The sequence below is a fragment of the Fictibacillus terranigra genome (genome assembly GCF_030412265.1).
Lineage (GTDB): Bacteria > Bacillota > Bacilli > Bacillales > Fictibacillaceae > Fictibacillus_C > Fictibacillus_C terrinigri.
The window spans coordinates 35,463-58,646 of record NZ_JAUHLN010000009.1 but is presented as its reverse complement, the minus strand read 5'-3'; the positions used below and the strand labels follow the sequence as shown (position 1 = coordinate 58,646).

Here is a 23,184-nt window from a genome sequence, read left to right as displayed (position 1 = left end):
CGGTTAATGAAATAGTTAATTGATCGTTAGCTCCTTTTGCTCTCTTGTCAAATTGTCCATGGTCCAGGCTGCCGCCCCAATAGAACCGGCGAGGTGATTAAAATGAGCTTTAACGATTTGAACACTTCCTAGTGATGCTGGAAATAATATCTTTTTATGATGTAATTGATCAGTAATTTTATTAATGAGGAAATCTGATTGTCCAACACCGCCACCTAAAATAATAGCTTCTGGATTTAATATCGCGATTACATTTAAGATCGCCCTGCAAATCGTTGCAGCCGTATTTTCAAGGATTGTAATGGCAGATCGATCACCATGTTCTGCTGCTTCATTCACGATTTCTGGTGTTACTTGATTTAAGTCGCCGTTAACAAGGTCACGCATCTTGGTAGGGATGCCCTGTTTGATATAGCGGATCGCCTCTGCACTAATGGCAGGTCCACTTGCCATCGTCTCTAAACATCCTGCATTGCCGCACCCGCATTCTGGTCCCTTGGGATCGACCACCTGATGCCCAATTTCTCCTGCTACTCCTCTGCTGCCCATTAATAAAACGCCGTTCGAGACAATGCCTCCACCTACGCCAGTGCCGATCACCATACAAACAAAATGTTCATATGGCCTTCCGGATCCAAATTTTTTCTCGCCAAAAGCGGCAGCCCGGGCATCATTCAGCAGATAGATCGGTAAACTCGTTGCGTGCTCCAGTTTCTCTTTTAGGCGAACGCCTTTCCATTGGTGCGGGAAATTTGGCATAAGTTCTACCATCCCATCCTGCAGATTGAGAACTCCTGGCACCGTGACACCCGCTCCTTTAATGTGGCTTTTATACTTGCTACATTCGATAATGAGCTTCGCAATTTGTTGAATAACATGATCAATGCCTAAAGTAGCCATAGTCGGAGCCTGCTTTTTGAAAATCAAAGTCCCTTCCCTATCTACGACAACTGCTTTAATATTCGTTCCACCCAAGTCAATGCCGATAAAATAGTCCATCATTCTAATTGCTCCTTTATTAGGAGGATTCAACCATCCCTTTCAAATGATAGCCTGCTGTTCTAGCAATCTTCTTTGCAAGCGCTTTACATTTAATGTGCGAAAGCTTGAATTTTCCTCTGCACAAAGGCTTGCCGCAACCCCTGCCGCCTGTCCCATTGCCATGCATTGGGCGGAATTTCGTGCAGATGCCTGAGCACCATGTGTTGCAGAAAGGCACCGTCCGGCTACAATTAGATTCTCAATATTTTGCGGCACAAGTGATTTGTACGGTATATGATAGATTCCATCCCCTTTAACATACGCCCAGCGTGTTCCGCTGCCTGAGTGATGATCTTCTACAGGAGCACTGCAGCAAGCGATCGCATCTTCAAATTTGGCCCCCCGCACAACATCTTCCTCCGTTAAAATATATTCTCCTAGAATTCTTCTTGTCTCCCGAACTCCGATATGCTGGCTCGTTGCTATTAAAAAAGACTGCTCAAATCCGCTGATATATTCTTTTAAAAAACGTGCATACTCCTGTGCTTGTTTTCTCCCTTCTACTTCAGCAAGAGTCAGCGCAAATGGATCTGTTGCATCCACTCCGGACACTCGGACCATATTACATTGAATAACACCTTTGTTCGGTGTCCTATGCCACGATCCGTCTTCTCTTGGAAGTTTGTATGTGCCTGATCGATTCGCTTCCTTCATTAAATCAGCCATCTTTTGATGAGGAATACTTTTCGCTTTTTCTACATCAACATTCGCCATAAAGAAAATAGTCGTAAGAGATTGCAAGTCTTCGGAATCCGCCTTGTCAAATGGCGCGCCGGAGCGAGCCGCTATGTCGCCGTCCCCCGTCGTATCAATATAAAATTTTGCTGATATTTCAGTTAATCCGCTTTTGTTTGCAATCACGACGCTCATGATATGATGATCTTCAACGTTTACCTGACAAGCATACGTATGGAACAACAGTTTAACCCCAGCCTCTAGGACCATATTCTCATACGTAATCTTCAGCTTCTCTACATCATACGTAATGCCCGTACCTGCACCATACGTATTCGGCCTTTCAAAACTTGAATGTTCAATAGACAGCTTCTGTGCGATTTCCCACGGGATCCCTCCGACTATGCGTTTTTGATTCTCACCTGGTGTATAAAACCCATAAAAGGTATCTACTCCGGCAGCCGTTCTTGAACCACCGAGACAACCTTGGGATTCAATCAAAACGACCTCTAACCCATGTCTTGCGGCAGCAATAGAGGCGTTTACACCTGCTGCCCCTCCCCCTAAAACAAGCACATCCGTATTCCTTTTTTCCATCTCCACATTTATCACCCACATGTTTTTATTAATGGCTCATTTTTTTAAATAAATGTCATAGGAATACTTGTCAGAACGTGCCAAACCCGTTTCGTAAACGATGGGCTGGCTAGAAGGATCATATCCTATTCTCCTAAAGCTTAAGAGAGGAAATCCTTCGTTTACATCTAAATAACTAGCCATATCTTGATTGGCTATTGAAGCTTCAATCGTATGTTTAGCTTCAACGACTGGCCTTCCAGTTATGACATGAAGAAGTTCATACAGTGATCCACTGAAATCATCATTTAATGTGAGACCAATATGATCTGGAAGATAGGAGTCTGAATAAACGATGGGCATGTCATCTCCAAGCCGAATCCTCCGAATGACAATCGTTTTCGCACGTTCACCAATTTGCAGAGCCTCAGACACAACATGAGGCGCATCAATTACCTCCACACTTAACAGCTTCGCGCTTGGCTTCTTTCCCCGTTTTTCCATCTCTTCACTAAAACTTAATAAATTCGGCAGATCCACACTGAGCTTTACGGGGGAGATAAAGATGCCCTTACCTGTCACTCGGAAAATTAAACCATTCGACTCGAGAGGTTCCAGCGCCTTACGAATCGTAGCTCTGCTTACGTTAAAGTCCTTTTGCAGTTCCATTTCTGTTGAGAAATGATCACCGGCCTTATAAAGGCCCTCTGTTATTTCTTTCTCTAAAATTTTAGTTATTTGATAATATAAAGGAACGGGATTTTGTCTTTCAAGTTGAATTCTCATTTATAAATAGCGGGTAGTTGCCCAATATTCCTCATAAGACTCCTCAAACAGCCGTTTCGATGCTTCCTCCCCTACAAACAAAGAACTCGTAATTACTTTTGGCGGCTTTCCATTTGCCGTTAATTTCTCTGCGATTTTGCATTTCATCGTATTTACAATGATGGTATTCCCTATAGTAGAACCTGGTCCTACAGGTGTTTCCAGGCCTGCGATTTCCACCATTGCATCACCCGGCACAGCACAGTTATCAATGGTTACGTCTGCAATTTCATAAAGCTTTTTGCCAGAACTGTGCTTGGATTTGGCGAGTTGGCTGTGAGCCAGTGATGTGACCGCAATGATAGGGATTTCCCTTTCTTTCATGCCCAGGGCGATATCCACAACCACATTGCTCGTTCCACTGTTGGAAAAGAGGATGATGCTGTCATATGCCTTATAATGATAGTTTGATAAAATCACATCCCCAAATCCTTCAACATTTTCCAAAAAGATCGCTTGTCTCTGGCCGTTATTGCCAACGACATTATGATGATTGGTTAATGACAGCTCCACCATGGGATGAAAGCCGGGGAAACTTCCATACCTCGGATAAATTTCTTCAACTGCCATCCTGGAATGCCCGCTTCCAAATAAATGAACGACACAATCATTTAGTATACTGTGTACACAAATGTCAACAGCCCGCTCGATGTTTTCCATCTGGGTACTTTCAATCCTGCTTACAATGTGCTTAACCCCTTCTAAATAATCTGATACAAGCTCAATGGGTTTTGCAGTTGTTTTACTGTTTTCCATTGGATAACCTCTCCTTCATCGTATATAGCGGCTACTGCGCAGTCCATCCACCATCAACAGGCAGGGTAATGCCCGTGACAAATTTCGCTTCATCGGATGCAAGGAACATAATGGCCTGTGCCACGTCATTTGGATAACCGACATGTGGAGCGAGCGGCTGAAAATAGGTGAGTGCATCCATAATCACCTCATCATTGATTGCCCTCTGGGACATCGGTGTATCTAATAAACCTGGACTGACAACATTAATGCGAATATGATCTTTGGCATAATAAACAGCGGCAGAACGGCTCATGGCAATCACTGCACCTCTGCTTGCAGCATAGGCATGTGTTGTAAAATGCGCTTGTGTGCCAACCAAGCCCAGAACCGAAGATATATTAATAATCGAACCATTTCGCTGTTTCTTCATCACTTGCAACGCGAAATGATTGGTCAGATATACACTTTTCAGATTGGCGTTCATGACGACATCAAAGCCCTCTTCGCTGCACTCATCAAGAGGTCCGTCTCCCCACTTTCGCCCGCTGATTCCCGCCACGTGAACGAGAACATCCACCCTTCCAAACTGATCCATCGTTTTTGAAAAAATATTCTCAACATCGCTGGCACATGTGGCATCTCCATGAATGGGGACAATAATAGCCCCTTCCCTTTTCATTACTTCTTCTGCCGCTGTCGTTGTCCTATCCTTGGTTCGGCCCGTGATGATGACCTTAGCTCCATGTTTGGCCATTTGCGTTGCTGTTTCCAAACCAATTCCGCCTGTTCCTCCTATGATAACGGCTACTTTGTCTTTAACATTCATCCCATCACTTCTTTCAGAACGTCCGAATAGCGTACGCTTTTTGAGGGTTTTCTCTTAGAATACGTGACAACATATCTTCGGGGATTCCTTCTTCCTTTAACCTCGGAACAAATGATTTCAAGAGGTAGGCCATACCAGGTCCTCCACCGTAAGCTTTCCAGTAGCTGCGAAGAGCAAAATCCGTGCCGAGTAAAAGCTTGTCCCCAAATCCTGACTCGATCATTTTCATAATTAACTGAACCGTGTGACTATCCGAATGATATTTGATCCGCGTAGCATTATCGTATTCGATGTAACATCCTGTACGAGCCAGTTCCTTATGGACGAACAGATCAGGATTTCGATCCATGTGGCAAATGATCACATTTTCGGGTTTCACCCCAAACCCCGACAGAAGCTCCACTTGTTCCATCCCGCACGTACCATGCTCTGTGTGTGTGGCAATAGGGACACCTGTTTCCAGATGAGCCAAAGCTACCGCTTCGAACAATTTTTTCGAAACCGGCGTCGTCACATTGTAATCAGAGGCTCCCTTAAGTACACCAGCCTTCGCTTGTATTCGTTCAATTAACGGACCATTGTAGCTATATCGATCCATCCCCTCTTCGCACTCTTTTATGAGAAGATCCGTGATTTGATCGATAGAATAATGATAAATCCAGTGAAGGTCATCATAATACATAGGCTTGTGGAAGCCCGTCGCTGCGATAATGTGTGTTTTTGTTCGATTCGCAATTTCAACCAGGGCTAATGGATTCCTCCCGCAGTCGAGGGGCATGAAGTCAACAAATGTCTGGGCTCCTGCTTGTTTACATTCCTCTACCTCCTCTATGGATTTATCTATACTGTCAAGCCGCAAATCACTTTTCTTCATAACGCCAAGTCCGCCTTGAATGATCAGGTGCTCATGAGCATAAACGATCCCAAGCTCCGTACTGGGAATGTCCCCAAGGACAGTCCGGACAATTTCTTTACTCATGGTTCCCTCCTCTTCTTTCATCACAAGATTGCTTGAAATCTATCTTTTTCTAAAATGAACGATATTACGTTTGTACGTACAAAGCTATCCATAAATGAACGAGATTGATTTAAGAGACCTTTACACCCGTATTTCTCCTTTTGGCAATCCGGACAAAGACGTTACGTGCTATATATGTCAGCCATAAGGATAACAAGCTCCCACTAAGAAAAAGGGAAAAGCCCGGAAAACGAAGGTTAAACACAACGATTAAAACCATTCCCCCAGCCATCACTAGACTATGCACCGGATAGGAAATACCCAATATCAACGCATTTTTGAAATAGGAAAGCAGATTGGTTTGAAAGTATGCGTATATCGGAAAAATAAACATGGCCGCTATTAAGTAAAAGACAATTAAGCTGAACATGGAAGCTATTAGGAATGGAGACTCCTTTACGGCAAAATGGCTTTGCATATAGTGATAGTCCACAAAAAAGATTACCCCTGTGGAAACAAGGACCAAGCCGAGACTCTGCACTTTAAAAAACTCCTTTTTATACGTACGCCAGAAGGTTGTAAAAACAGGAAGGTCGGTCTCCCCTTCGATCCACTTTCTGCTGATCTCAAACATCGCCGCTGTAGAAGGAAAGAGACCAAAAAGAATAAGCCCCGCCAATGTAAAGATTATCCATAGTACATTTAAATAGGCCAGGCGCATTATCCATTCGCATACTCTATAAAGCTTGCCAGCCAAGTTGTGATTTTCCATCTGTACTGCCTCCTAGTGATCTCCATCCCTACTCCCAGGGCAATTTTGCCGGTGAACCAATCTTTTCAAACCGGAATAATTCTTTCTCCTTTTGAGATAGCTGGTCATACGTCTCTTGCGGAATTTGAATAGACGAACCGTAGCAGTACCAGCTTCTGTTGTAAATTAGAGCGATGTTGGTTCTTCTTTCATTGGACCGGTTAGGAGTACCTCGGTGCCACATTCTTATATCCCTGATCACAATCGAACCGGCGGGCATAATGACTTTTTCGGAATGCATATGCTCAGCGGCCCGTACAATGTGGAGATGAGGGTTGACACTCCCGTTTAATGTATCGTGAACTGCCCAGTCCCCATGTAAGTGGGTACCGCCCGGCCAAATTTCCAGTGGACCGTTTTCCTCTGTTGTATCGACAAGCGGAATATTGAGTACAAGACTAAATGATGGAAGAGGAACGGACAATTCGGGAAACAGCGAATTTAAATCACAGTGCACCGCCTGGTAATCTGAACCTGGCATTGGTGTATCAGAAGCAAAATAGGTACATCTGCAATCATTGCCCAAAATCTGATCAATGACAGACATCGCAATCGGATGAGCAATCACATCTTTTGAAATATACGGCTTAGCGAAAGGAAGAAACATCTGTGCCCGGTTCGTTCCGGTATTGTATCCCTTGCGTTCAATATATTCATCAAACAACGCATTAAAGGATTCGCGGATTTCACTAATGAGTTCATCACTTAAAACCCTTTCAAACACAACATAGCCATTTACCTGGATCTGTTCGACTGCTATGTCCAAAGTTTCCTTTTTCAAAACACCTGTACTCAATTCTTCTTGTGTCAGTTTGATATGCAAAATTTTCCCCTCCTCAGATTGATGTGTATTTAGTGCTGGATTTTTATTTAAATGAAGTTAATGATGATCCGGCTTTCATAATATTCTTTTGCCCGATAAAGTATAGGATGACCGATGGAATAGTGAAAATCGCGGAACCCGCCATTAACAGCTCCCATTCGCCCCCATGCTGGGACATAAATCCTTGAAGGCCGAGAGTAATCGTCCATAACCTGTCATCATTCAAGTAAATCAGCGGACCCATAAAATCATTCCATACGCCTGAAAACGTAAAGATTGTAATCGTTGCCAATGGAGGCACGAGCAATGGATAGATGATTTGCCAGAAAATACGAATCTCGGATGCCCCATCAATACGTGCGGCTTCCGATAGTTCATTCGGAATACCCATAATAAACTGGCGCAGCAGGAAAATGTTAAAGGCAGATCCAAAAAATGCTCCAATGGTTAATGGAAGATACGTATTGACCCATCCGAGCTGTGCGAAAATAATGTATACCGGAATCATCGTTACCTGACCCGGGAGAATCATCGTGGCAATGATAATGCCAAAAACAACATTGCGCCCTTTCCATTTGATTTTTGAAATGGAGTACGCAGTAAGCGGAGATGAAATTAACTGCCCGACGATATTGGCTGCGCATAAAAACAGTGTATTTAAGGTGTACTGAAAAAACGGCATCGTTTCAAACGTTCGGATAAAATTGTTCCACTGCGGTTTTTCCGGAAAAATGGATGGCGGAAATTGAAAGATTTCTTGAGGCGTTTTAAGCGCCGATAAAAATAGCCACACGAAGGGAGCAATGAAAACTAACCCTATTAATGACAATACGATATGGGCCAGAATGGATTTTCTTATCTTCGTTTTTGGTTTAACCTCCACCGTTTTATGAGTGGTGTCCATTGATCTGGTTGAGAGCTCCATGCTATTCACCTCCATAGTAAACCCAGCGCAGTGAGGTTTTGAAAATGACAATCGTAATCAGCACGACGATAACAAATAAGATCCACGCCAATGCGCTCGCATAGCCCATATTCAAGTTCACAAATGCCTCGTTGTATAAGTAAACGGCATAAAACAACATGCTCTGATCTGGTCCGCCAAGTGCTCCGTTTGTAAGAATGAACGATTCGGTAAAGATTTGAAAGGCACCAATGAGGCCCATTATTAATTGGAAAAGGGTGACCGGCGATAAGGCAGGAAGAATAATGTACCTTAATTTGTGCCACCAGTTAGCACCGTCAATGGATGCCGCCTCATAAAATTCTTTAGGAATGCCCTGTAATGCAGCAAGGTAAATAAGTGCTCCGCCTCCAGATGCGAACAGCCCCATAATGATTAACGACGGTTTTGTGAAATTCGGATCTAACAGCCAAGCAGGATCTGGCAGGCCTAATGACCGTAGAAGGTTGTTTAAAATACCCATATCAGGATTTAAGATCCATAGCCAAAGAATGGAGGTGGCAATCGCCGGAACGACAGTCGGCAAATAATAGACTGTACGGTAAAAAGCAATGCCCTTTACCTTAATGTTCAACAACAGCGCAATCAACAAATTGGCCACCAACGTAATCGGTACAGCAATGAATGCCATATACGAGGTATTAGTTAAAGCTTTATAAAACCTTTCATCGTGGAATATATTTACATAGTTTTCTAACCCGATCCATTTTGGTTTCGTGAAAATATCGTATTCCGTAAAACTAAAATAGAGGGACTGTAAAAAAGGAATGACGGTTAACAATAAAAATCCGATAATAAACGGAGATGCGAACCCCAATCCAAGCCAGAATTGCTTATGGCTTCTTTTCAGAGTTAAGCCATTATGTCTCATAGCCCATGGCACCGTCCTTTCCTGTATATTCTTGGGGTTTAATAGGTAAGCGCTTACAATAATTGATCTTTTGCCTGTCTAGACTTGCCGGCAAGATGACCTCTTCACGAGTCGTGTTTCCAGCGTATAAAGCTGCTGCTCAAAGGATTCTCCACTGAGCGCACGAAAAATTAAATGAGCGGCCAGAGATCCCATTTCGTATTTTGGCTGATGGATGGTTGTCAAGGCAGGTGTCGTATATCTCGACAGCAATATATCGTCGAAGCCTATAATGGAAACATCCTCCGGCACTTTAATTCCTTTTTCACTAAACGCCTGAATCCCGCCAATGGCCATTTCATCATTTGCGTAAAAAATGGCACTCGGCAATTGCCCCTGCATGATCAGCATTTTTGTGGTATGATATCCGCCCTCTTCTGTGAAACTCCCGGATATATTCCATTTGTCCGGTTGCTCCAATCCAAATTCATCCATAGCCTTTTGAAAACCACGATAACGGCAATGATTGTCGGTGGATGTCGCATTTCCGCTGACATACGCAATGGACCGGTGACCCAAGCTAATTAGGTAATGAACGGCATTGTAAGCCCCTTGTTCATTATCCACCTGTATATGAATGGTATGTCTGCTGTCTAATTGCCTGTCCAATAACACAATGGGAAAGCCTTCCATGGACGCATGCAGAATCATTTCATTCTTCAGGGTATGAGCGAGGATAATAACTCCATCTGTTCTTTTCTCCAGCAGAAATCTAGTGGGAGTGGAATTTTCTCCGCCTATTGCACTGCACGTTATTAAATCATAACCCTTGGACAGCGTGACATCCTGCACACCTTTAATCAGCTCAGAGAAGAAAGGGCCCGATAAATCGTCTACGATTAGCGCCAATGTTTTTGTTTGACTTTTTTTTAAATCTGCCGCAGACCCATTTTTTCTATAATTCAGCTTTTTTGCGGCTTCAAGCACTCTAACCCTTGTTTCTGTCTTTACATTTTTATTGCCGTTTAAAGCAATCGAAGCCGTAGAAACAGACACAGACGCCAGTTTAGCTACATCCTTAATTGTTGCCATTTTCTCTCCCGTGTTCAGTACCTTATTCACTATGAACACCCTTTCTCTATCTGTAAATCGAAACGTTTTAAGACAATAAAAAAGAGAAAACGCACATCCAATTCATGCATTCATTCTCTAGTTGACGATCTTATGTTGACCTGCAATTTATCTAAAGACTCTAGTGTCATTCCCCTCCCTATCATTGAATTGGAAAATCCATCGTCGAATATCAATTATCGAAACGTTATAGGCCCATTATATTTCCAGAGTTCTTGCAAGTCAATTTAAAATATTCAGAATAATAAATTTATTGGAATTCCTTTTGTAAAAACCCCAATATAAAAGAAAATAAAAAAAGCGTTGACTTATCAAAATAACATTTCTATAATTCAAAATAGTCGAAACGTTCTGATTTTTAAGGAAAATCTATCACTGTGGTCTTTAAAATTAAAACAGGAGGTTTCAAATATGTGTCGTTTGCCCGTTAAAATTTTGTTGATTCCGTTTCTGATTTTAACTATCGTGTCAGGCTGTTCCGCAACTTCAAGCCAAACCGGTTCAGGTGCCAGCAGCAAGGATAAAGTAACGATTAATTTTTGGTATACGTGGGGAGGCGACGAAGCCAAAATCATTTCTGAACTGATTAATGAATACAACAAAAGCCAGGACAAGGTTTTTGTTAAGGGCTTGAATCAGGGTGATATTCAAAAACAAATGACCGCAATAGTTGGAGGCAATCCCCCTGACCTCGCGTCCCATTATGATGAAAATAAGTTGGCTTCATGGGCCGACCGCGGGGTGATGCTCCCTTTAGACAAATACATCAAAGAAGATAACTATGACATTAACGACTTTGTGCCAGCCGCAAGGTCCGCTGTGCAGTATAAAGATAAAACGTATGCCCTGCCTATCGTCATGAATACATGGATGCTCTACTACAACAAAGATATGCTTAAGAAAGCTGGATTTGACGGACCTCCGGAAACCATTCAGCAGCTGATGGAATATGACAAGAAACTAAGTAAAATGAAGGACGGCAGAATAGAACAATTAGGCATTTGGCCTTCCCAAAATCCTTACATGTGGATGAATGCCTTTAACGGGAAAATTTGGGATCCGGAGAAAAAAGAAGTGACTCCGCTTGACCCTGGATTTAAAAAAACCGTTGAAACCAATAAAAAAATGTGGGACCGCTACGGAACGAAGGCTCTTGACCGCTTTGCCAGCGGATCGGGACAGTATGCGTCAGCGCAAAATCCATTTCTCGCCGGTAAATACGCCATGCAATTTGACGGAGAGTGGATAGCTAAATTTGCAGAGCGATATGCGCCAAACCTAAATTATGGCGTCGCTCCTATGCCGTACGACGAAAATCATCCAGAATCCAAGAATGCAGGATTTATGAATGTTGGTACGTTGTATATTCCGAAAGGTGCGGATCACCCGGATGAAGCATGGAAGTTTTTAAATTGGATCACCCAAAAAGAACAGATGGCCAAGTTTGCTGCTAGTCTAGGGAACCTAGCTCCAAGGCAGAGTCTGCAGAATGATGCGATGCTGAAGAAAGAGGTTCCAAAGTATGAGGTGTTTATGAAATACGTTACTAACGGAAAAATCAAATCAGTCCCAAGTGTCCCATTTTTAGATGAATATCTGGAAAAAATCAATAAGACGCATGACGATATCCTTCGCGGGAAAGTATCTGTTGAAGAAGGCTTAACCCGATTGAAAAAGGAAGCTCAGCCGCTTGCCAATAAAACGAAACAATAACTAATAACATCGGGGTATCTCTTATTCTTTCATTTTCTATATAGATCACAGATGCCCCGTTTTTGAAAGCGCTAAGGAGTGAACAAATGAAAATTCACGGGTTTTCGTCGAACATGTTCGGCTGGTATACGAGAAACGAATTAGACGGCAAAGATCGGTCTTTGGAACAAATGATTTATGATTGTGCCCAAGCAGGTCTTGATGCTGTGGAAATTGACGCCACCCCTGAGACAGTTAGTATCTTAAAAGCAAATCAATTGCAGCTATCATCAAGTTATGCCGGTGGCCACTTTCATAAACCATGGGCAGCATTAGAGGTTGACCAAAATATCATGCCAATGGCTCACCGTCTTAAATCGTCAGGGGGGAAAGATTTTATCGTGAATGCCGATCCTAAAGGGGGCTGGTCTTCCCCACTTCCAAAAACGGAAGACGAATTAAAAATGCAGGGGGAAAACCTTGCCCGGCTGGGGGATTTAATTCAGCCACTCGGATTGAGACTTTGTTTCCATAATCATGCTGATACCCAGGACATGGCTGAGGGAGATATGCGTTCGGTCGTTGAATATTCCAGCCCTCTCGTAGGTTTATGCATTGACACGGGTTGGGCACATGCTGCAGGATGTGATCCGATAGCATGGGCGAAACAATATTCTAATCGTGTTTTCGCTGTCCATTTGCGAAATCAATTAGGATCCGTCCCGACTGAAAATGTTTTTGACGGGGAAATTGATATGGCTGAATTTATGGAAACATTGAACGAGATTCATTACGAGGGATGGCTTACGTTTGAATTATGGCATCGCAAAGATACCAACCCGCAGCTGACAATGATTGAAGCTGTAAAAGAATCGATTACTTATTTAAAAAATAGTATAAGCAGCATACAAAGCAATACTTTAAAAAGCACACTATAAAAAATAAAGGTGAGGATCATAATGCCACTTCGAATTTATTTAATCGGTGCAGGAGTCATTTCTCGTACACACGCAAAAGCGATTAGTGAATTAAACGTTGGGGATGACGTAGAACTTTCTGTTGCAGATACGAACACTAAAGCACTCCAGGATTTTTCAAAAGAGTTCCCTCATGCACGTTTGTTTGAAGACGTACCGTCCATGCTTGAGGAACCAGCCCAGCCTGATGATATCGTCGTTGTTGCGACACCCCCATTTACCCATTTCAAATTAGCTTGTGCTGCTCTTCATACAAAACGTCATGTATTATGTGAAAAACCTTTGGCTGTCAGTCAGGAACAAGCCGAGGAAATGCTGGAATTAGCGCGTTCACAAGACCGTTTCATCGGGTGCTGCAGTGATCGTTTTATAGGTACGCCTGCCACAGAGAAAGTGAAACAGCTTATTCAATCCGATCAATTAGGTAATCTGTATCATGTGACTTTCATTCATCGCGGGCAGCGGGGCAGACCGGGCATTGAGTATCAGCCAAATAGCAAATGGTTCCTTAATCACCAGCAAAGCGGCGGCGGAGTTGTTATGGATTGGGGACCTTATGACTTTGCGACATTAAATGATCTATTATCGCCGGTCAAAATTGAGGTATTAAGTGCATGGCTCGAAACTCCTGAAACCGATTTACAGCTACCTGAGAATACTGTTTTTGATGTAGAAACGCATGCAGGTGCTCAACTACTTTACTATTTATCCAACGGATCTACTGTTTCAGTGAACTATGAAAGATCTTCATGTACCCACGGATCCGAGCGCTCAATTGCTGAAATTGAAGGATTAAAGGGTGCCGTAAATTGGGACTGGCAATCATGGGAGGGGCCAGGTAAGGTCGATTATACCTTCGATAAAAATGGGATATTGGAATCCGATCAACATATCGCCAAAAGTGAAACTACCATCCACGCCATGGATCGGCCATTGATTTATTTTTATTGGAAAACCCAGGGGAAACCGTCCCCGGCTATCGTAAACGAGCAGGCTGTATTTAACTTCTCCTGTATCCAGGCCATTTATGAGTGTGTCGCTACAGGACGGCCTCAAACCGTGGATCTTAATTCTTTTCATAAGGCTTCTTTCTAAAAGATTGCTGCTAATGAATAAATAAAAAAGGAGTACCGTAAAGAGTAAGCGGTACTCCTTTTCATTTTATTTTGATTTTTTAAGTTGGATAATCTGCGTAGAACTTCTTTGTTTTATCAAAGAGCATATTTCGGCGGTAAAGCAGGATCACACTGGAACGGACTATAATGGTTTGATTTGGTTGTGGCATTGTAGTAGAAAGCATTCCAAAATAATTGAATATAGTAACGCCGTCTGCAGCAGCTGCACGCCTCAACCCACTTCATGGTTTCCATATTTTTTATGCGAAGCTGCGATCAAACTGCATGTTGATCCACCCTCTTTTTTTCTTTTCTATTGAATTGAAACATGGCGAGCAAAATCATGATCACGATACAAAGCAGAAAAGTAACAAACAGCCAGCCGTAAGTGTAGTTGCCGTTCATATCTACCATCAGGCCAAAAAAAGGAGGTGCTACCATTACACCAAGAGAACCGATCATGATGCTCAGTCCACTGGAAATGCCGGCATGTTCGGGACGAACGAGCTCACTCGCGAGATTCATCCAGATACCGTTAAAACCAGAAACCGCAAAACCAAAGACAGCAACGACCGGAACGAGAAATAGAAATTCCGTATTAGCAGGGATACTGACTATCACCAAACTGGATATGGCCGAAATGATTGTGATCAACAACAGAATGATGGTCCTCTCTCCGTTAAAAAGCCGGTCACTTACGACACCCCACGCAACCCTTCCGAAAGAACCGCACACTTCCGAAATAACGAGGAGCATTCCCGACAGTACCAAGGAAATGCCCATCTTTTCATGAGCATAAAGAACAAGATACGTGTTTAAGCACATTTGTGCTCCGTTTAGTCCAAACGCACTTAAACTAACAAGAAGCAACGGTTTATTACGAACCATCTTCCACATGGACCGGTAAAAAGCAGACAGTCGCTCACTATGGTTCGCTGAATGAGAATGTTCCGAATCTCTATACTGATAAAATGAAAGGAATCCCGCACCAATCAGCAAAGCGGACGCTCCTATGACCGCAGTTCGCCAGCCGTACTTTGCCGCCAGCGGCAGCAAAATAACCGCTGAGAGTGCAGAACCTAAAGTCACACCCATCTGCTTGATTCCCATGGCTGTTCCCCGCTGAACTTGAGAGAACCAATAGACGATTCCCCTGTTGGATACAGGGTGCATAGCACCGTAGCCGAGTCCCCCCAATACAACAAACAAGAGCATTGACCAGAATTCATTAAGGAAGGTTGACAGCATAAAATTGATCCCTAAACATAGCGACAGTGCCAGAAGCAGTCTTCTGGAGCCTAACCGGTCTGCCAAAAAACCAGCCGGAATGGAGGCGATCGCCTGCCCTAAAAAGAGACCCGCAGGAAGCATACCGATCTGAGCTTTCGTAAGAGAAAGATCATTTCCAATCAGCACACCCAGGGGGACAATACCGCGGCCCACAAAAGCCACAAGTATTTGAACAAATAAGAGCCAGATCAGCATCTGCCAATGTTCTTGTATTCGGATTTGTTTTACCTTCTTTGTTTGGTTTGCCACATGACTTCATCTCTTTTTTTAAATGCTAGGCTCTTTGAGTCATGCTGCGGTCTCCAATACGGCGATTTCTGCCTTTTTTAAAGCTGTACAGAAGAAACCTGTATCATTAAAGAGCCTGCGATAAAATAATAGATACCAAAATCCGTCTTTATTCGGAGAGTACCTCTACTACTAGGAGCGTCTCGAGAATACTGTCTAGGATTTTCATGTCGTTCCTACCTTTAAATAAAATGTTATTGATTTTTTGATTTATCCCATATAAATAATTCTCAAATTATTTATCCGTGATTGCTAAGGTTTTCGAAAAATTCTATCAGATTATTGTCGGGGTCTGATACACCAAAATCACGTACTCCCCACCACTTGTCAGTTAGCTGCGTATTAGGGTGCAAAATATCCAATGGCTGAATGTGTTGATACAGTTCATCAATACCCTCTACTTCTATTCGACAACTGGCAGTACCTGCAATAAACGATTCTGCACCCGAGACGATCGGTTTTAAGTTGCTACGAGTACGCCAGCTTTCATCACTGGCTTCCCAAAGATGAATAAGTCTAACGTCATTATAAAGAAGGACAGCGAAACCACCTTCATGGTAACCTAGGGAAAAACTAAGTTTTTCACAATAAAACTCTATGCTTCGTTTAATATCCCTTACTGGCAAAGCCGGAATGGCTTGCAACATCCTCATATTTTATTTCCCCTTTTATTACTTTATAAGTATCTACCATCGAAAAAATCATATGTTTATTCTTAATATCGTTTTAACTTAAGTAGCGTAACATCTGGAATTTTTCTAGCGGGGGGCATCTCGCCCACTTCATTCTTTCCATATTTCTTGAAACTTGACGAGCTGCGGACCATTTTCAGTGCGTAACATAACAGGACTTTTCTCTTGCGAATATTCATCCAAGGAAATAGCACCATGGAGAGTTTCAAGCTGAACATATACCCTAACCCGGTTCTTTTTGATTTGGCGGTTAAGCCTATTGCTCTTACTATAAATCTGAACCTAATCTCATCTTCAAACATAATATTCAGCTCATAAAACCCCATTTTTGGTTTTGTAGAAATATTAATCTTAATCATTTCATCCTGTTTATCAACATGCCCTAAAATTGGTTAGGATTGTGTTTTGATGATAATCCTCTTTAAAACCGTTGATTTATGCGGATGACGAAGTGTTCCACCAGAATACGGACCGTGATTTTAAAGAAAATCACAAATTATCATGGCCGCTTTGTATGCTCTTTTTCCATCGGTAGATTGATAGCCTTCTGATTTTGTCTCTAAGCAATTAGTTATTGAATTGATACGTTGGGCAACCTTTTACACTCGTTTTTATTCGGAACACGCCTCCAGCAATTGGAAATATTTTAGAGTGATTGTTTTCCATTCTTGCAGTGGTTATGTATAACTCGTTTAAATCTTTTCCACCAAACGTACAAGACGTTACATAAAATGCAGGTATAGGGACTGAAAGCATTTGTTTTCCACTTTTAGGATTCCACCTTGATATTTTAGAACCTCCCCAGTGGGCAATCCAAAGCATTCCTTCATCGTCTATGGTCATCCCATCAGGGAGCCCTTCATCGTCGACGAAGTAGATAACATCAATGGGATTTTCTATATGTCCAGAGTTTAGATCATACTCAAACTGAACGACCTTTCGTGTAGGTGTATCAATAAAATACATGTATTTATGATCAGGAGACCAAGCTAGTCCATTGGACGTACTTACTTTTCCTAATTTCTTTTTCGTAAGCAAGTCTTTTCCTAAACAATACAGAGCACCTGCCTCGTTGGTTCCGACCGAATCAGTGGTCCCCGCCCAAAAACGCCCCTTAGGATCACATTTTCCGTCATTAAACCGATTCTCTTCTAAATGACTTTCTGGATCAAAAATAGCTTGAAGACTTTTAGTTTCTAAGTCTAAAAAATAAAATCCTTTTTCTAGAGCAAGTACAACTCCTCCTGATTTTCTCGGTACTACTGATCCTACCAATTGCCCCAGAGCAATAGATTTATTTATACCAGTAGTTGGATTGTAAAGATGGAGCTTTTGACCTAGAATATCCACCCAATAAAGCAAGTGTCTTTTACTGTCCCAAGATGGTCCTTCCCCAAGCGTCGCTTTGGCATCAATAACTAATTCCACTTCACCTAACAAAAATAACCCTCCCTACTCGATTAAAAAATATGATATTTGATTTTGTATTTTGCGTTTTTTATAAAGGGACTGTCCCTAACGAAGTCATTGCGGGGAGAAATGTATATAACAAGAAAAGTAAGAGCCTACCAGGCCCGTACTTCTCTTTTTTTAATTGACCTTTTTTACTCAATTTTAGAGACCCTAACCAGTTCAGGTACATCTAATACCTTTTTATCTTTTAGATATTTCAAGAACGCCCAGCTTCCATTCTCTTCTTTTATCCTTATAGGGTTACGGTAGTTTTTAAATGAAGGATAACCGTCAGTTCCTACTACTAGAGAAGCCAATGCCGCAACACGGTAAGACTTTTTAGGATTTAATACTTTGTTGTTTATCACTATATCGTACGTATTTACCCTCTCTCCTATAGGTTTTTTATTGGTATATGAGTAACGAACGTTATGAGAAACAGCAAGTGGGTAAAAGCTAGTAGTCCCATCAGTATTTAATCTCCATTGTTCTTCGAGTACTTGCTTGATCTGCTTTCCGGTCAAAGTAACAACAAGAATAGGGTTAACATATTCATGCGCTTTCCACTGCTCTCCGAAGAGAATCCGTCCATCCTGGTCATTTACCTCTTTGCTTTTTGCATAAAGTAAATCACCTCCCCTCAAAGCACCTGGAGGAACTAACGCAAAATCTGCAGGATTTTTCATTTTTTTACCTGCAGCATAATGGGCATCCGCAATTAAGTCTGCGAGTGTGCTTTCTCCATTCTCATTTCGGATTCGTGTTATGTCACCTTTCAATTTGGCAACCGGCTGTGAATACTTTTCGTCCCCTCGCTTCTTCCAGTACGAGACCATATTATTTATCTTCGCATCAGCTGGTACATCTCTTGTTACTAAATGATTAGTAGAAGTGGTTTTGTCACGAACAACGTCTCTACTTTCAGGATCAATCCATAAGTTTACTTCATTGATGAGTTTTCCATGAAAACTTCCTTCTATAACCGGACGGGGGTTCCCTACAGGATCATCTACAACACAATTAAAAGAGGTATGCCAATGCCCTGCCAATACGGCATCAATGGCTGGTGTGGCTTCTTTTGCGAAATCAAACACCATTCCTTGAGGATTTGAGCAGCCATTAAAATCTGTCCCAGCTTCTCCTCCTTCATGAACAACAGCAATGATGGTTTCTACACCTTTGTTCTGCAGCTCTTTTGCATAATGATCAGCTGCTATCTTTAGCGGGTCCATGGTCAGAACTCCTTCCTGAAAGGAGAACGACTTGATCATTGCAGCAACTTCGGTAAGCCCAATAAAACCAACAGGAATTGTGCCACCTTTACCGTCCGAAAATTGTTTGATAACATAAGGCTTCAATAAAAGTTTTCCTGTTTTCTCCTCTATAACATTAGAAGCCAAGTATTCAAACTTGGCACCCTGAAACCGCCTGCCCGATGAATCTATAAAGCAGCTATCCTCATCAGGCCTGCCAAAACATTTTCCCTTGATCATATGATTGGTTAAAAATTTCTTTGACCAATCAAACTCATGATTTCCCGCAGCGGAGAGTTCTACATTGATGGTATTTAAAAATTCTACCGTCGGCTCATTACGATGAGCATAAACTTCAAACGGCCATCCCATGAAGTTATCACCCACGGAAATCCGAATGGAATTTTCATGCTCTTTTTCCAACTGGTTTAAGTGGGTGGTTAAATAAGCGGCCCCCCCTACCGTTACTAGTCCGTCTGGTGTATCTATTTTGCCATTAGCTGCATCGTTGAAGGCCTGAAGGTAACCATGGAGATCAGTCAGGCCAAGCAGCTGAAGGTTTACCAGATCTTGGTTACCTGGATTCTGTTTCCTGCTACTTCTGTCTGTTTGTGCACTTGCTTCAAAGCTGTAACTAATTCCCATTAAGAATGCAACCAATAATAAAATGAAGTTCCGAGAAAACTTTACTATTACCCGCACCTCCTGACAATTTAAGATCAAGATCAGTGATTAACTGGAAAATGTATTTTTTAATGATCCGATTTGCTCAATTTCTATCACGATTTCATCTCCATCTTTAAGATAATGCTGATCTTTTTCAGGGTATCCGTGAATGACTCCCTCCGGAGTTCCTGTCAGAATTAGATCCCCGGGGTACAAGGTCATGAGTTCTGAAATACTGCTTACTAGTGTCATACAATCAAAAATCATATCAGAGGTATTAGAGGATTGTCGCCGTTCTCCATTAAGAGTCGTTGTGATTTCTAAGAGGTTTGGATCCATAATATCGTCTTTAGTAACAACGCAAGGACCGAGGGGACAAAATCCGTCACCGTTCTTGCCGGCGAGCCACTGTGTTGTACGCATCTGTAAATCGCGGGCAGACAGGTCATTCGCTATGGTATAGCCAAAAATAAATTCTTGTGCCTTCTCAGGAGGGACATTCTTGGCTTCCTTGCCAATGACAATTGCCAGTTCAGCTTCATAGTCCAGTTTTTTAGTGACCTTTGGAATGTCAATAACCTGCTTGTGTCCTGCCAACGAATTTCGGAACTTACTGAACAAAATGGGGTGATCAGGTGGAAGTGTATTTGTTTCTTCAGCATGTTTCTTATAATTAAGACCTACACAAATAATCTTTTCCGGGTCGGGGATGCATGGTCCAAGTGTTATCGTCTCGAGCTTTAAACTACATCCACTTGTGCTCTCCATCGTTAAGTTCTCCAGTTCATTTAAGAGACATTCGTTTTTAATAATATCAATGATGGAAGTCACAGGGGCTACCCTATGCTTCCTGGACCATTTTTCTAAATCGATCACCTCTTCGTTAATAAGGATACCCGGATTACATTGATCATTTTTCATAAAACTTACCAATTTCAATATTTGGCCTCCTCTATGGGTATGTAGTGCCTTATAATTTAGTATTCAGTGCATCATCCACCCACCGTCTACATTAAGGATCTGGCCGCTGATGAAGTTGCTGTCCTGAGATGCGAAGAACACAAACGCACCTTCCACATCTTCAACTGTTTCACGTCGGGAAAAGCATTGCGCTTCCTTTAAATAGTTTGTAGAAGTTTCAATCGTTTCGGGGCTTACCTTTTCATATTCTGTTTCTGTTAACACCGCTCCCGGCGTTATACAATTAACTGTAATATTATATTCCCCCACTTCTCTGGCCAAGGCCCTCGTAAATCCTATGATGGCTCCTTTAGAAGAAACATAATGAAGAAAATTCTTTTGACCCGTAAAAAAGGTAACAGAGGAAACATTAATAATTTTTCCTTGCCCTTGATTTCTCATAAATGGAAACACAGCTTTTGAACATAAGAATTGTGATTTTACATTAACACCCATTACATGGTCCCAGTCTTCCTCGGTAATCTCATACCAAGCTTTTCTAGGATCGATAGCAGCATTGTTTACTAAAATATCAATTGTGCCGAATTGGGAGGCAGCTGCTGCCATCATGGCTTTTACATCTTCTTCCTGGGAAACATCTGCACGGAAAGTCATCGCCTGTCCGCCATTGTCAACTATATCGTTCATTACCTCTTCAGCTAGATCTGGATGTTTATTATAATTAATAACAACCTTTGCTCCTTCACGAGCAAACCGCTTGGCAACTGCTGCCCCGATGGAGCGAGATGACCCTGTAATTACTGCTACTTTCCCTTGTAATTTCATTCGATTGCCCCCTTCTTATGAATTGGAACAAGATCCTCCCTGCAACGCTGGCCTTGCTAATCTAGTGTATTGCCCAAGAACGCCTTTGTGGTTGAATTTCGGCGGATTCCAGCTTATTCTCCGTTCTCTAAAAGCAGCCAACACTTTTTCTTCGCTGCACTCCCTCCCCTCTAGACCAACAACATCAATTTTACGATTAGGTATATCAATCTTAATCAGGTCTTGATTTTTAACAAAAGCAAGAGGCCCTCCGTCCATGGCCTCTGGTTCCATATAACCAACACAAGGCCCTTTCGTCGCACCTGAAAATCTTCCATCTGTCAAAAGAGAAGTGGTTCGTGACAGAATGGGATCGGAAGCAATAAGTTCGGACATGAAAAACATCTCCGGCATTCCAATAGCCCGGGGACCTTGGTAGCGGATAATGACCACATCTCCTGGCTGAATTTCTTTCTTGATCAAGGCATCTACCGCCTCACGTTCATTGTCAAATACTTTTGCACTCCCCGTATGGACCATCATGTCCTTATCTACAGCAAATTTTTTGACAGTAGCCCCTTCTGGTGCAAGATTTCCTCTTAATACTGCAAGCGAGCCCTCAGATTGAAGCGGTTTGGAAATAGGATAGATAACATCCCTTCGGTTCAGCTTATAATTGGCTAAAAACATTTCTGCAAAGTTTTTCATTTCATTTTTACTGTAGTCAATGAGATTCTCACCCAAAGTCTTTCCAGTCACGGTCAAAACATCCAGATGCAATGTATCCTTAAGCTGTTCCATCACGAATGGCACACCACCTGCATACCAGAACAGTTCGGTAGGATAATGTCCTGCCGTTTTTGTATTTACGAGTACTGGTGTTTTTTGATGAATTTCATTAAATAGTTCAATATCAATCTCTACGCCCGCTTCCTTTGCGATCGCAATCAGATGCATGACGGCATTCAATGATCCGCCGATGGCGGAGTGAACCATTATCGCATTTTCAAACGCTTCGCGTGTTAAAATCATTTGAGGTTTAATTTCTTTGTCAACCAGATACATGATTTGCTGTCCTGCGGCTCTTGCCATTTTCCGTATCTCGGCATTAGTGGCAGGGATGAGCGCCGACCAGGGAAGAGCAAGACCAAGCGCTTCTGACATCACCTGCATCGTTGCAGCCGTACCCATGTACTGGCATGCCCCACAAGTCGGACAACAAGATCGCTGAAAAGCCAAAAATTCTTCTTTCGTCATTTTCTGCTGTTCCACTTCCACACTCATATGCCATAATTCTTCATTCGATCTCAGGCATGGGCCTGCTTCCATTGCGCCTCCGGGAATAAATACGGAGGGTACGTTTAGCCTGGCAATAGCCATTAAGTGGGCAGGCACAGCTTTATCCCCAGCCGATGATAATACCATGGCATCAAAAGGAGTGGCCATCGCATGGATTTCTACCATTGATGCAATCATGTCTCTCGAAAGCAGAGAATAATGCATGCCATTATGAGCCTGGGCGACCCCATCACAAATATCAGTAGTAGTATAAATGGCCGGTTTTCCCCCAGTCTGGAAAACCCCTTTTTCAGCCTCTCTTATTAATTCTGACAAATGATACGAACTCGGGTGGCTGGAACCATGGGAGCTTTCCACAAGGACTTGCACTCTTTCCAGGTCCTGTACCGTCCAATCCATTGACATTCGAAGGGCATCTCCTTCAAAACTGATTTTTCTTGTTTTTTGGCTTTGGTACTTCTCCTCCTCTGTTTCTGAACTTTTTGAATAACCGACAGTATGACTCATACGAGATCCC

The 23,184-nt window shown here is 42.4% G+C and carries 22 protein-coding genes; 3 read left to right on the top strand and 19 right to left on the bottom strand.

Translation table 11 applies throughout. The annotated features are described in order from the left end of the window. Window positions 1–15: 15 nt before the first annotated feature. From QYF49_RS24060 to QYF49_RS24010, 11 genes are all read right to left on the bottom strand, one after another. A complete protein-coding gene (locus QYF49_RS24060) occupies window positions 16–1,002 on the bottom strand; it encodes an ROK family protein (RefSeq protein WP_290402130.1) in 987 nt (328 codons plus the stop codon). Window positions 1,003–1,041: 39 nt separating this feature from the next. Next, window positions 1,042–2,313, bottom strand: coding sequence for an FAD-dependent oxidoreductase (locus QYF49_RS24055; protein WP_290402129.1), 1,272 nt, complete (start codon window positions 2,311–2,313; stop codon window positions 1,042–1,044). Between the two features lie 36 nt (window positions 2,314–2,349). Continuing rightward, window positions 2,350–3,078 carry a GntR family transcriptional regulator gene (locus QYF49_RS24050; RefSeq protein WP_290402128.1) on the bottom strand — a complete coding sequence of 243 codons (729 nt, stop codon included), beginning with the start codon at window positions 3,076–3,078 and terminating at the stop codon, window positions 2,350–2,352. Then, the gene (locus QYF49_RS24045; protein WP_290402127.1) at window positions 3,079–3,873 is read right to left on the bottom strand and encodes a sugar isomerase domain-containing protein; all 795 of its coding nucleotides are present in this window, start codon (window positions 3,871–3,873) and stop codon (window positions 3,079–3,081) included. A 31-nt stretch (window positions 3,874–3,904) separates the two neighbouring features. Further along, window positions 3,905–4,681, bottom strand: a complete 777-nt coding sequence (locus QYF49_RS24040; RefSeq protein ID WP_290402126.1) for an SDR family NAD(P)-dependent oxidoreductase — start codon at window positions 4,679–4,681, stop codon at window positions 3,905–3,907. Between the two features lie 13 nt (window positions 4,682–4,694). After that, the gene (locus QYF49_RS24035) at window positions 4,695–5,660 is read right to left on the bottom strand and encodes a phosphotriesterase family protein (protein ID WP_290402125.1); all 966 of its coding nucleotides are present in this window, start codon (window positions 5,658–5,660) and stop codon (window positions 4,695–4,697) included. Window positions 5,661–5,769: 109 nt separating this feature from the next. Continuing rightward, the gene (locus QYF49_RS24030) at window positions 5,770–6,411 is read right to left on the bottom strand and encodes a YesL family protein (RefSeq protein WP_290402124.1); all 642 of its coding nucleotides are present in this window, start codon (window positions 6,409–6,411) and stop codon (window positions 5,770–5,772) included. 28 nt (window positions 6,412–6,439) lie between these two features. After that, on the bottom strand, window positions 6,440–7,273 hold the full coding sequence (locus QYF49_RS24025; RefSeq protein ID WP_290402123.1) for a phytanoyl-CoA dioxygenase family protein: 834 nt from the start codon (window positions 7,271–7,273) through the stop codon (window positions 6,440–6,442). A gap of 43 nt (window positions 7,274–7,316) precedes the next feature. Further along, a complete protein-coding gene (locus QYF49_RS24020) occupies window positions 7,317–8,198 on the bottom strand; it encodes a carbohydrate ABC transporter permease (protein WP_290402122.1) in 882 nt (293 codons plus the stop codon). A 1-nt stretch (window position 8,199) separates the two neighbouring features. Next, on the bottom strand, window positions 8,200–9,108 hold the full coding sequence (locus QYF49_RS24015; RefSeq protein ID WP_290402121.1) for a carbohydrate ABC transporter permease: 909 nt from the start codon (window positions 9,106–9,108) through the stop codon (window positions 8,200–8,202). A 78-nt stretch (window positions 9,109–9,186) separates the two neighbouring features. Next, on the bottom strand, window positions 9,187–10,179 hold the full coding sequence (locus tag QYF49_RS24010; RefSeq protein WP_290402120.1) for a LacI family DNA-binding transcriptional regulator: 993 nt from the start codon (window positions 10,177–10,179) through the stop codon (window positions 9,187–9,189). A 450-nt stretch (window positions 10,180–10,629) separates the two neighbouring features. On the opposite strand from QYF49_RS24010, the gene QYF49_RS24005 reads away from it, so the two are divergent. The 3 genes from QYF49_RS24005 (at window position 10,630) to QYF49_RS23995 (ending at window position 13,982) form a co-directional block, all read left to right on the top strand. Next, window positions 10,630–11,931: an ABC transporter substrate-binding protein gene (locus QYF49_RS24005; protein WP_290402119.1), complete on the top strand. Its 1,302-nt coding sequence runs from the start codon at window positions 10,630–10,632 to the stop codon at window positions 11,929–11,931. Between the two features lie 86 nt (window positions 11,932–12,017). After that, complete coding sequence (locus tag QYF49_RS24000) at window positions 12,018–12,848, top strand: sugar phosphate isomerase/epimerase family protein (protein WP_290402118.1); 831 nt, start codon at window positions 12,018–12,020, stop codon at window positions 12,846–12,848. Window positions 12,849–12,869: 21 nt separating this feature from the next. Continuing rightward, window positions 12,870–13,982, top strand: coding sequence for a Gfo/Idh/MocA family protein (locus QYF49_RS23995; protein WP_290402117.1), 1,113 nt, complete (start codon window positions 12,870–12,872; stop codon window positions 13,980–13,982). Between the two features lie 296 nt (window positions 13,983–14,278). Here the strand turns inward: QYF49_RS23995 and QYF49_RS23990 are convergent, their stop codons facing one another. The 8 genes from QYF49_RS23990 to ilvD all read right to left on the bottom strand — a co-directional run bounded on the left by QYF49_RS23990 (window position 14,279) and on the right by ilvD (window position 23,174). Then, window positions 14,279–15,541, bottom strand: a complete 1,263-nt coding sequence (locus tag QYF49_RS23990; protein ID WP_290402116.1) for an MFS transporter — start codon at window positions 15,539–15,541, stop codon at window positions 14,279–14,281. 278 nt (window positions 15,542–15,819) lie between these two features. Next, window positions 15,820–16,233, bottom strand: a complete 414-nt coding sequence (locus QYF49_RS23985; RefSeq protein WP_290402115.1) for a bleomycin resistance protein — start codon at window positions 16,231–16,233, stop codon at window positions 15,820–15,822. Window positions 16,234–16,295: 62 nt separating this feature from the next. Next, window positions 16,296–16,631: a hypothetical protein gene (locus QYF49_RS26060; protein ID WP_290402114.1), complete on the bottom strand. Its 336-nt coding sequence runs from the start codon at window positions 16,629–16,631 to the stop codon at window positions 16,296–16,298. A gap of 208 nt (window positions 16,632–16,839) precedes the next feature. Beyond that, window positions 16,840–17,712 (bottom strand): SMP-30/gluconolactonase/LRE family protein, encoded by an 873-nt coding sequence (locus QYF49_RS23975; RefSeq protein WP_290402113.1) that lies wholly within the window; start codon window positions 17,710–17,712, stop codon window positions 16,840–16,842. A 164-nt stretch (window positions 17,713–17,876) separates the two neighbouring features. After that, window positions 17,877–19,622, bottom strand: coding sequence for a bifunctional metallophosphatase/5'-nucleotidase (locus QYF49_RS23970; protein WP_290402112.1), 1,746 nt, complete (start codon window positions 19,620–19,622; stop codon window positions 17,877–17,879). Window positions 19,623–19,709: 87 nt separating this feature from the next. Next, window positions 19,710–20,582, bottom strand: a complete 873-nt coding sequence (locus QYF49_RS23965) for a fumarylacetoacetate hydrolase family protein (protein ID WP_290402111.1) — start codon at window positions 20,580–20,582, stop codon at window positions 19,710–19,712. A 45-nt stretch (window positions 20,583–20,627) separates the two neighbouring features. Then, window positions 20,628–21,389 carry an SDR family NAD(P)-dependent oxidoreductase gene (locus tag QYF49_RS23960; RefSeq protein WP_290402110.1) on the bottom strand — a complete coding sequence of 254 codons (762 nt, stop codon included), beginning with the start codon at window positions 21,387–21,389 and terminating at the stop codon, window positions 20,628–20,630. A 15-nt stretch (window positions 21,390–21,404) separates the two neighbouring features. Continuing rightward, window positions 21,405–23,174 carry a dihydroxy-acid dehydratase gene (gene ilvD / locus QYF49_RS23955; protein WP_290402109.1) on the bottom strand — a complete coding sequence of 590 codons (1,770 nt, stop codon included), beginning with the start codon at window positions 23,172–23,174 and terminating at the stop codon, window positions 21,405–21,407. Window positions 23,175–23,184: the final 10 nt, after the last annotated feature.

Bases quoted from the DNA above. Each gene is read 5' to 3' on its own strand.
- QYF49_RS24060 (WP_290402130.1), bottom strand. From the start codon at position 1,002: ATGATGGACTATTTTATCGGCATTGACTTGGGTGGAACGAATATTAAA.
- QYF49_RS24055 (WP_290402129.1), bottom strand. From the start codon at position 2,313: ATGGAAAAAAGGAATACGGATGTGCTTGTTTTAGGGGGAGGGGCAGCA.
- QYF49_RS24050 (WP_290402128.1), bottom strand. From the start codon at position 3,078: ATGAGAATTCAACTTGAAAGACAAAATCCCGTTCCTTTATATTATCAA.
- QYF49_RS24045 (WP_290402127.1), bottom strand. From the start codon at position 3,873: ATGGAAAACAGTAAAACAACTGCAAAACCCATTGAGCTTGTATCAGAT.
- QYF49_RS24040 (WP_290402126.1), bottom strand. From the start codon at position 4,681: ATGAATGTTAAAGACAAAGTAGCCGTTATCATAGGAGGAACAGGCGGA.
- QYF49_RS24035 (WP_290402125.1), bottom strand. From the start codon at position 5,660: ATGAGTAAAGAAATTGTCCGGACTGTCCTTGGGGACATTCCCAGTACG.
- QYF49_RS24030 (WP_290402124.1), bottom strand. From the start codon at position 6,411: ATGGAAAATCACAACTTGGCTGGCAAGCTTTATAGAGTATGCGAATGG.
- QYF49_RS24020 (WP_290402122.1), bottom strand. From the start codon at position 8,198: ATGGAGCTCTCAACCAGATCAATGGACACCACTCATAAAACGGTGGAG.
- QYF49_RS24015 (WP_290402121.1), bottom strand. From the start codon at position 9,108: ATGAGACATAATGGCTTAACTCTGAAAAGAAGCCATAAGCAATTCTGG.
- QYF49_RS24010 (WP_290402120.1), bottom strand. From the start codon at position 10,179: ATGGCAACAATTAAGGATGTAGCTAAACTGGCGTCTGTGTCTGTTTCT.
- QYF49_RS24005 (WP_290402119.1), top strand. From the start codon at position 10,630: ATGTGTCGTTTGCCCGTTAAAATTTTGTTGATTCCGTTTCTGATTTTA.
- QYF49_RS24000 (WP_290402118.1), top strand. From the start codon at position 12,018: ATGAAAATTCACGGGTTTTCGTCGAACATGTTCGGCTGGTATACGAGA.
- QYF49_RS23995 (WP_290402117.1), top strand. From the start codon at position 12,870: ATGCCACTTCGAATTTATTTAATCGGTGCAGGAGTCATTTCTCGTACA.
- QYF49_RS23985 (WP_290402115.1), bottom strand. From the start codon at position 16,233: ATGAGGATGTTGCAAGCCATTCCGGCTTTGCCAGTAAGGGATATTAAA.
- QYF49_RS26060 (WP_290402114.1), bottom strand. From the start codon at position 16,631: ATGATTAAGATTAATATTTCTACAAAACCAAAAATGGGGTTTTATGAG.
- QYF49_RS23970 (WP_290402112.1), bottom strand. From the start codon at position 19,622: ATGGGAATTAGTTACAGCTTTGAAGCAAGTGCACAAACAGACAGAAGT.
- QYF49_RS23960 (WP_290402110.1), bottom strand. From the start codon at position 21,389: ATGAAATTACAAGGGAAAGTAGCAGTAATTACAGGGTCATCTCGCTCC.
- ilvD (WP_290402109.1), bottom strand. From the start codon at position 23,174: ATGAGTCATACTGTCGGTTATTCAAAAAGTTCAGAAACAGAGGAGGAG.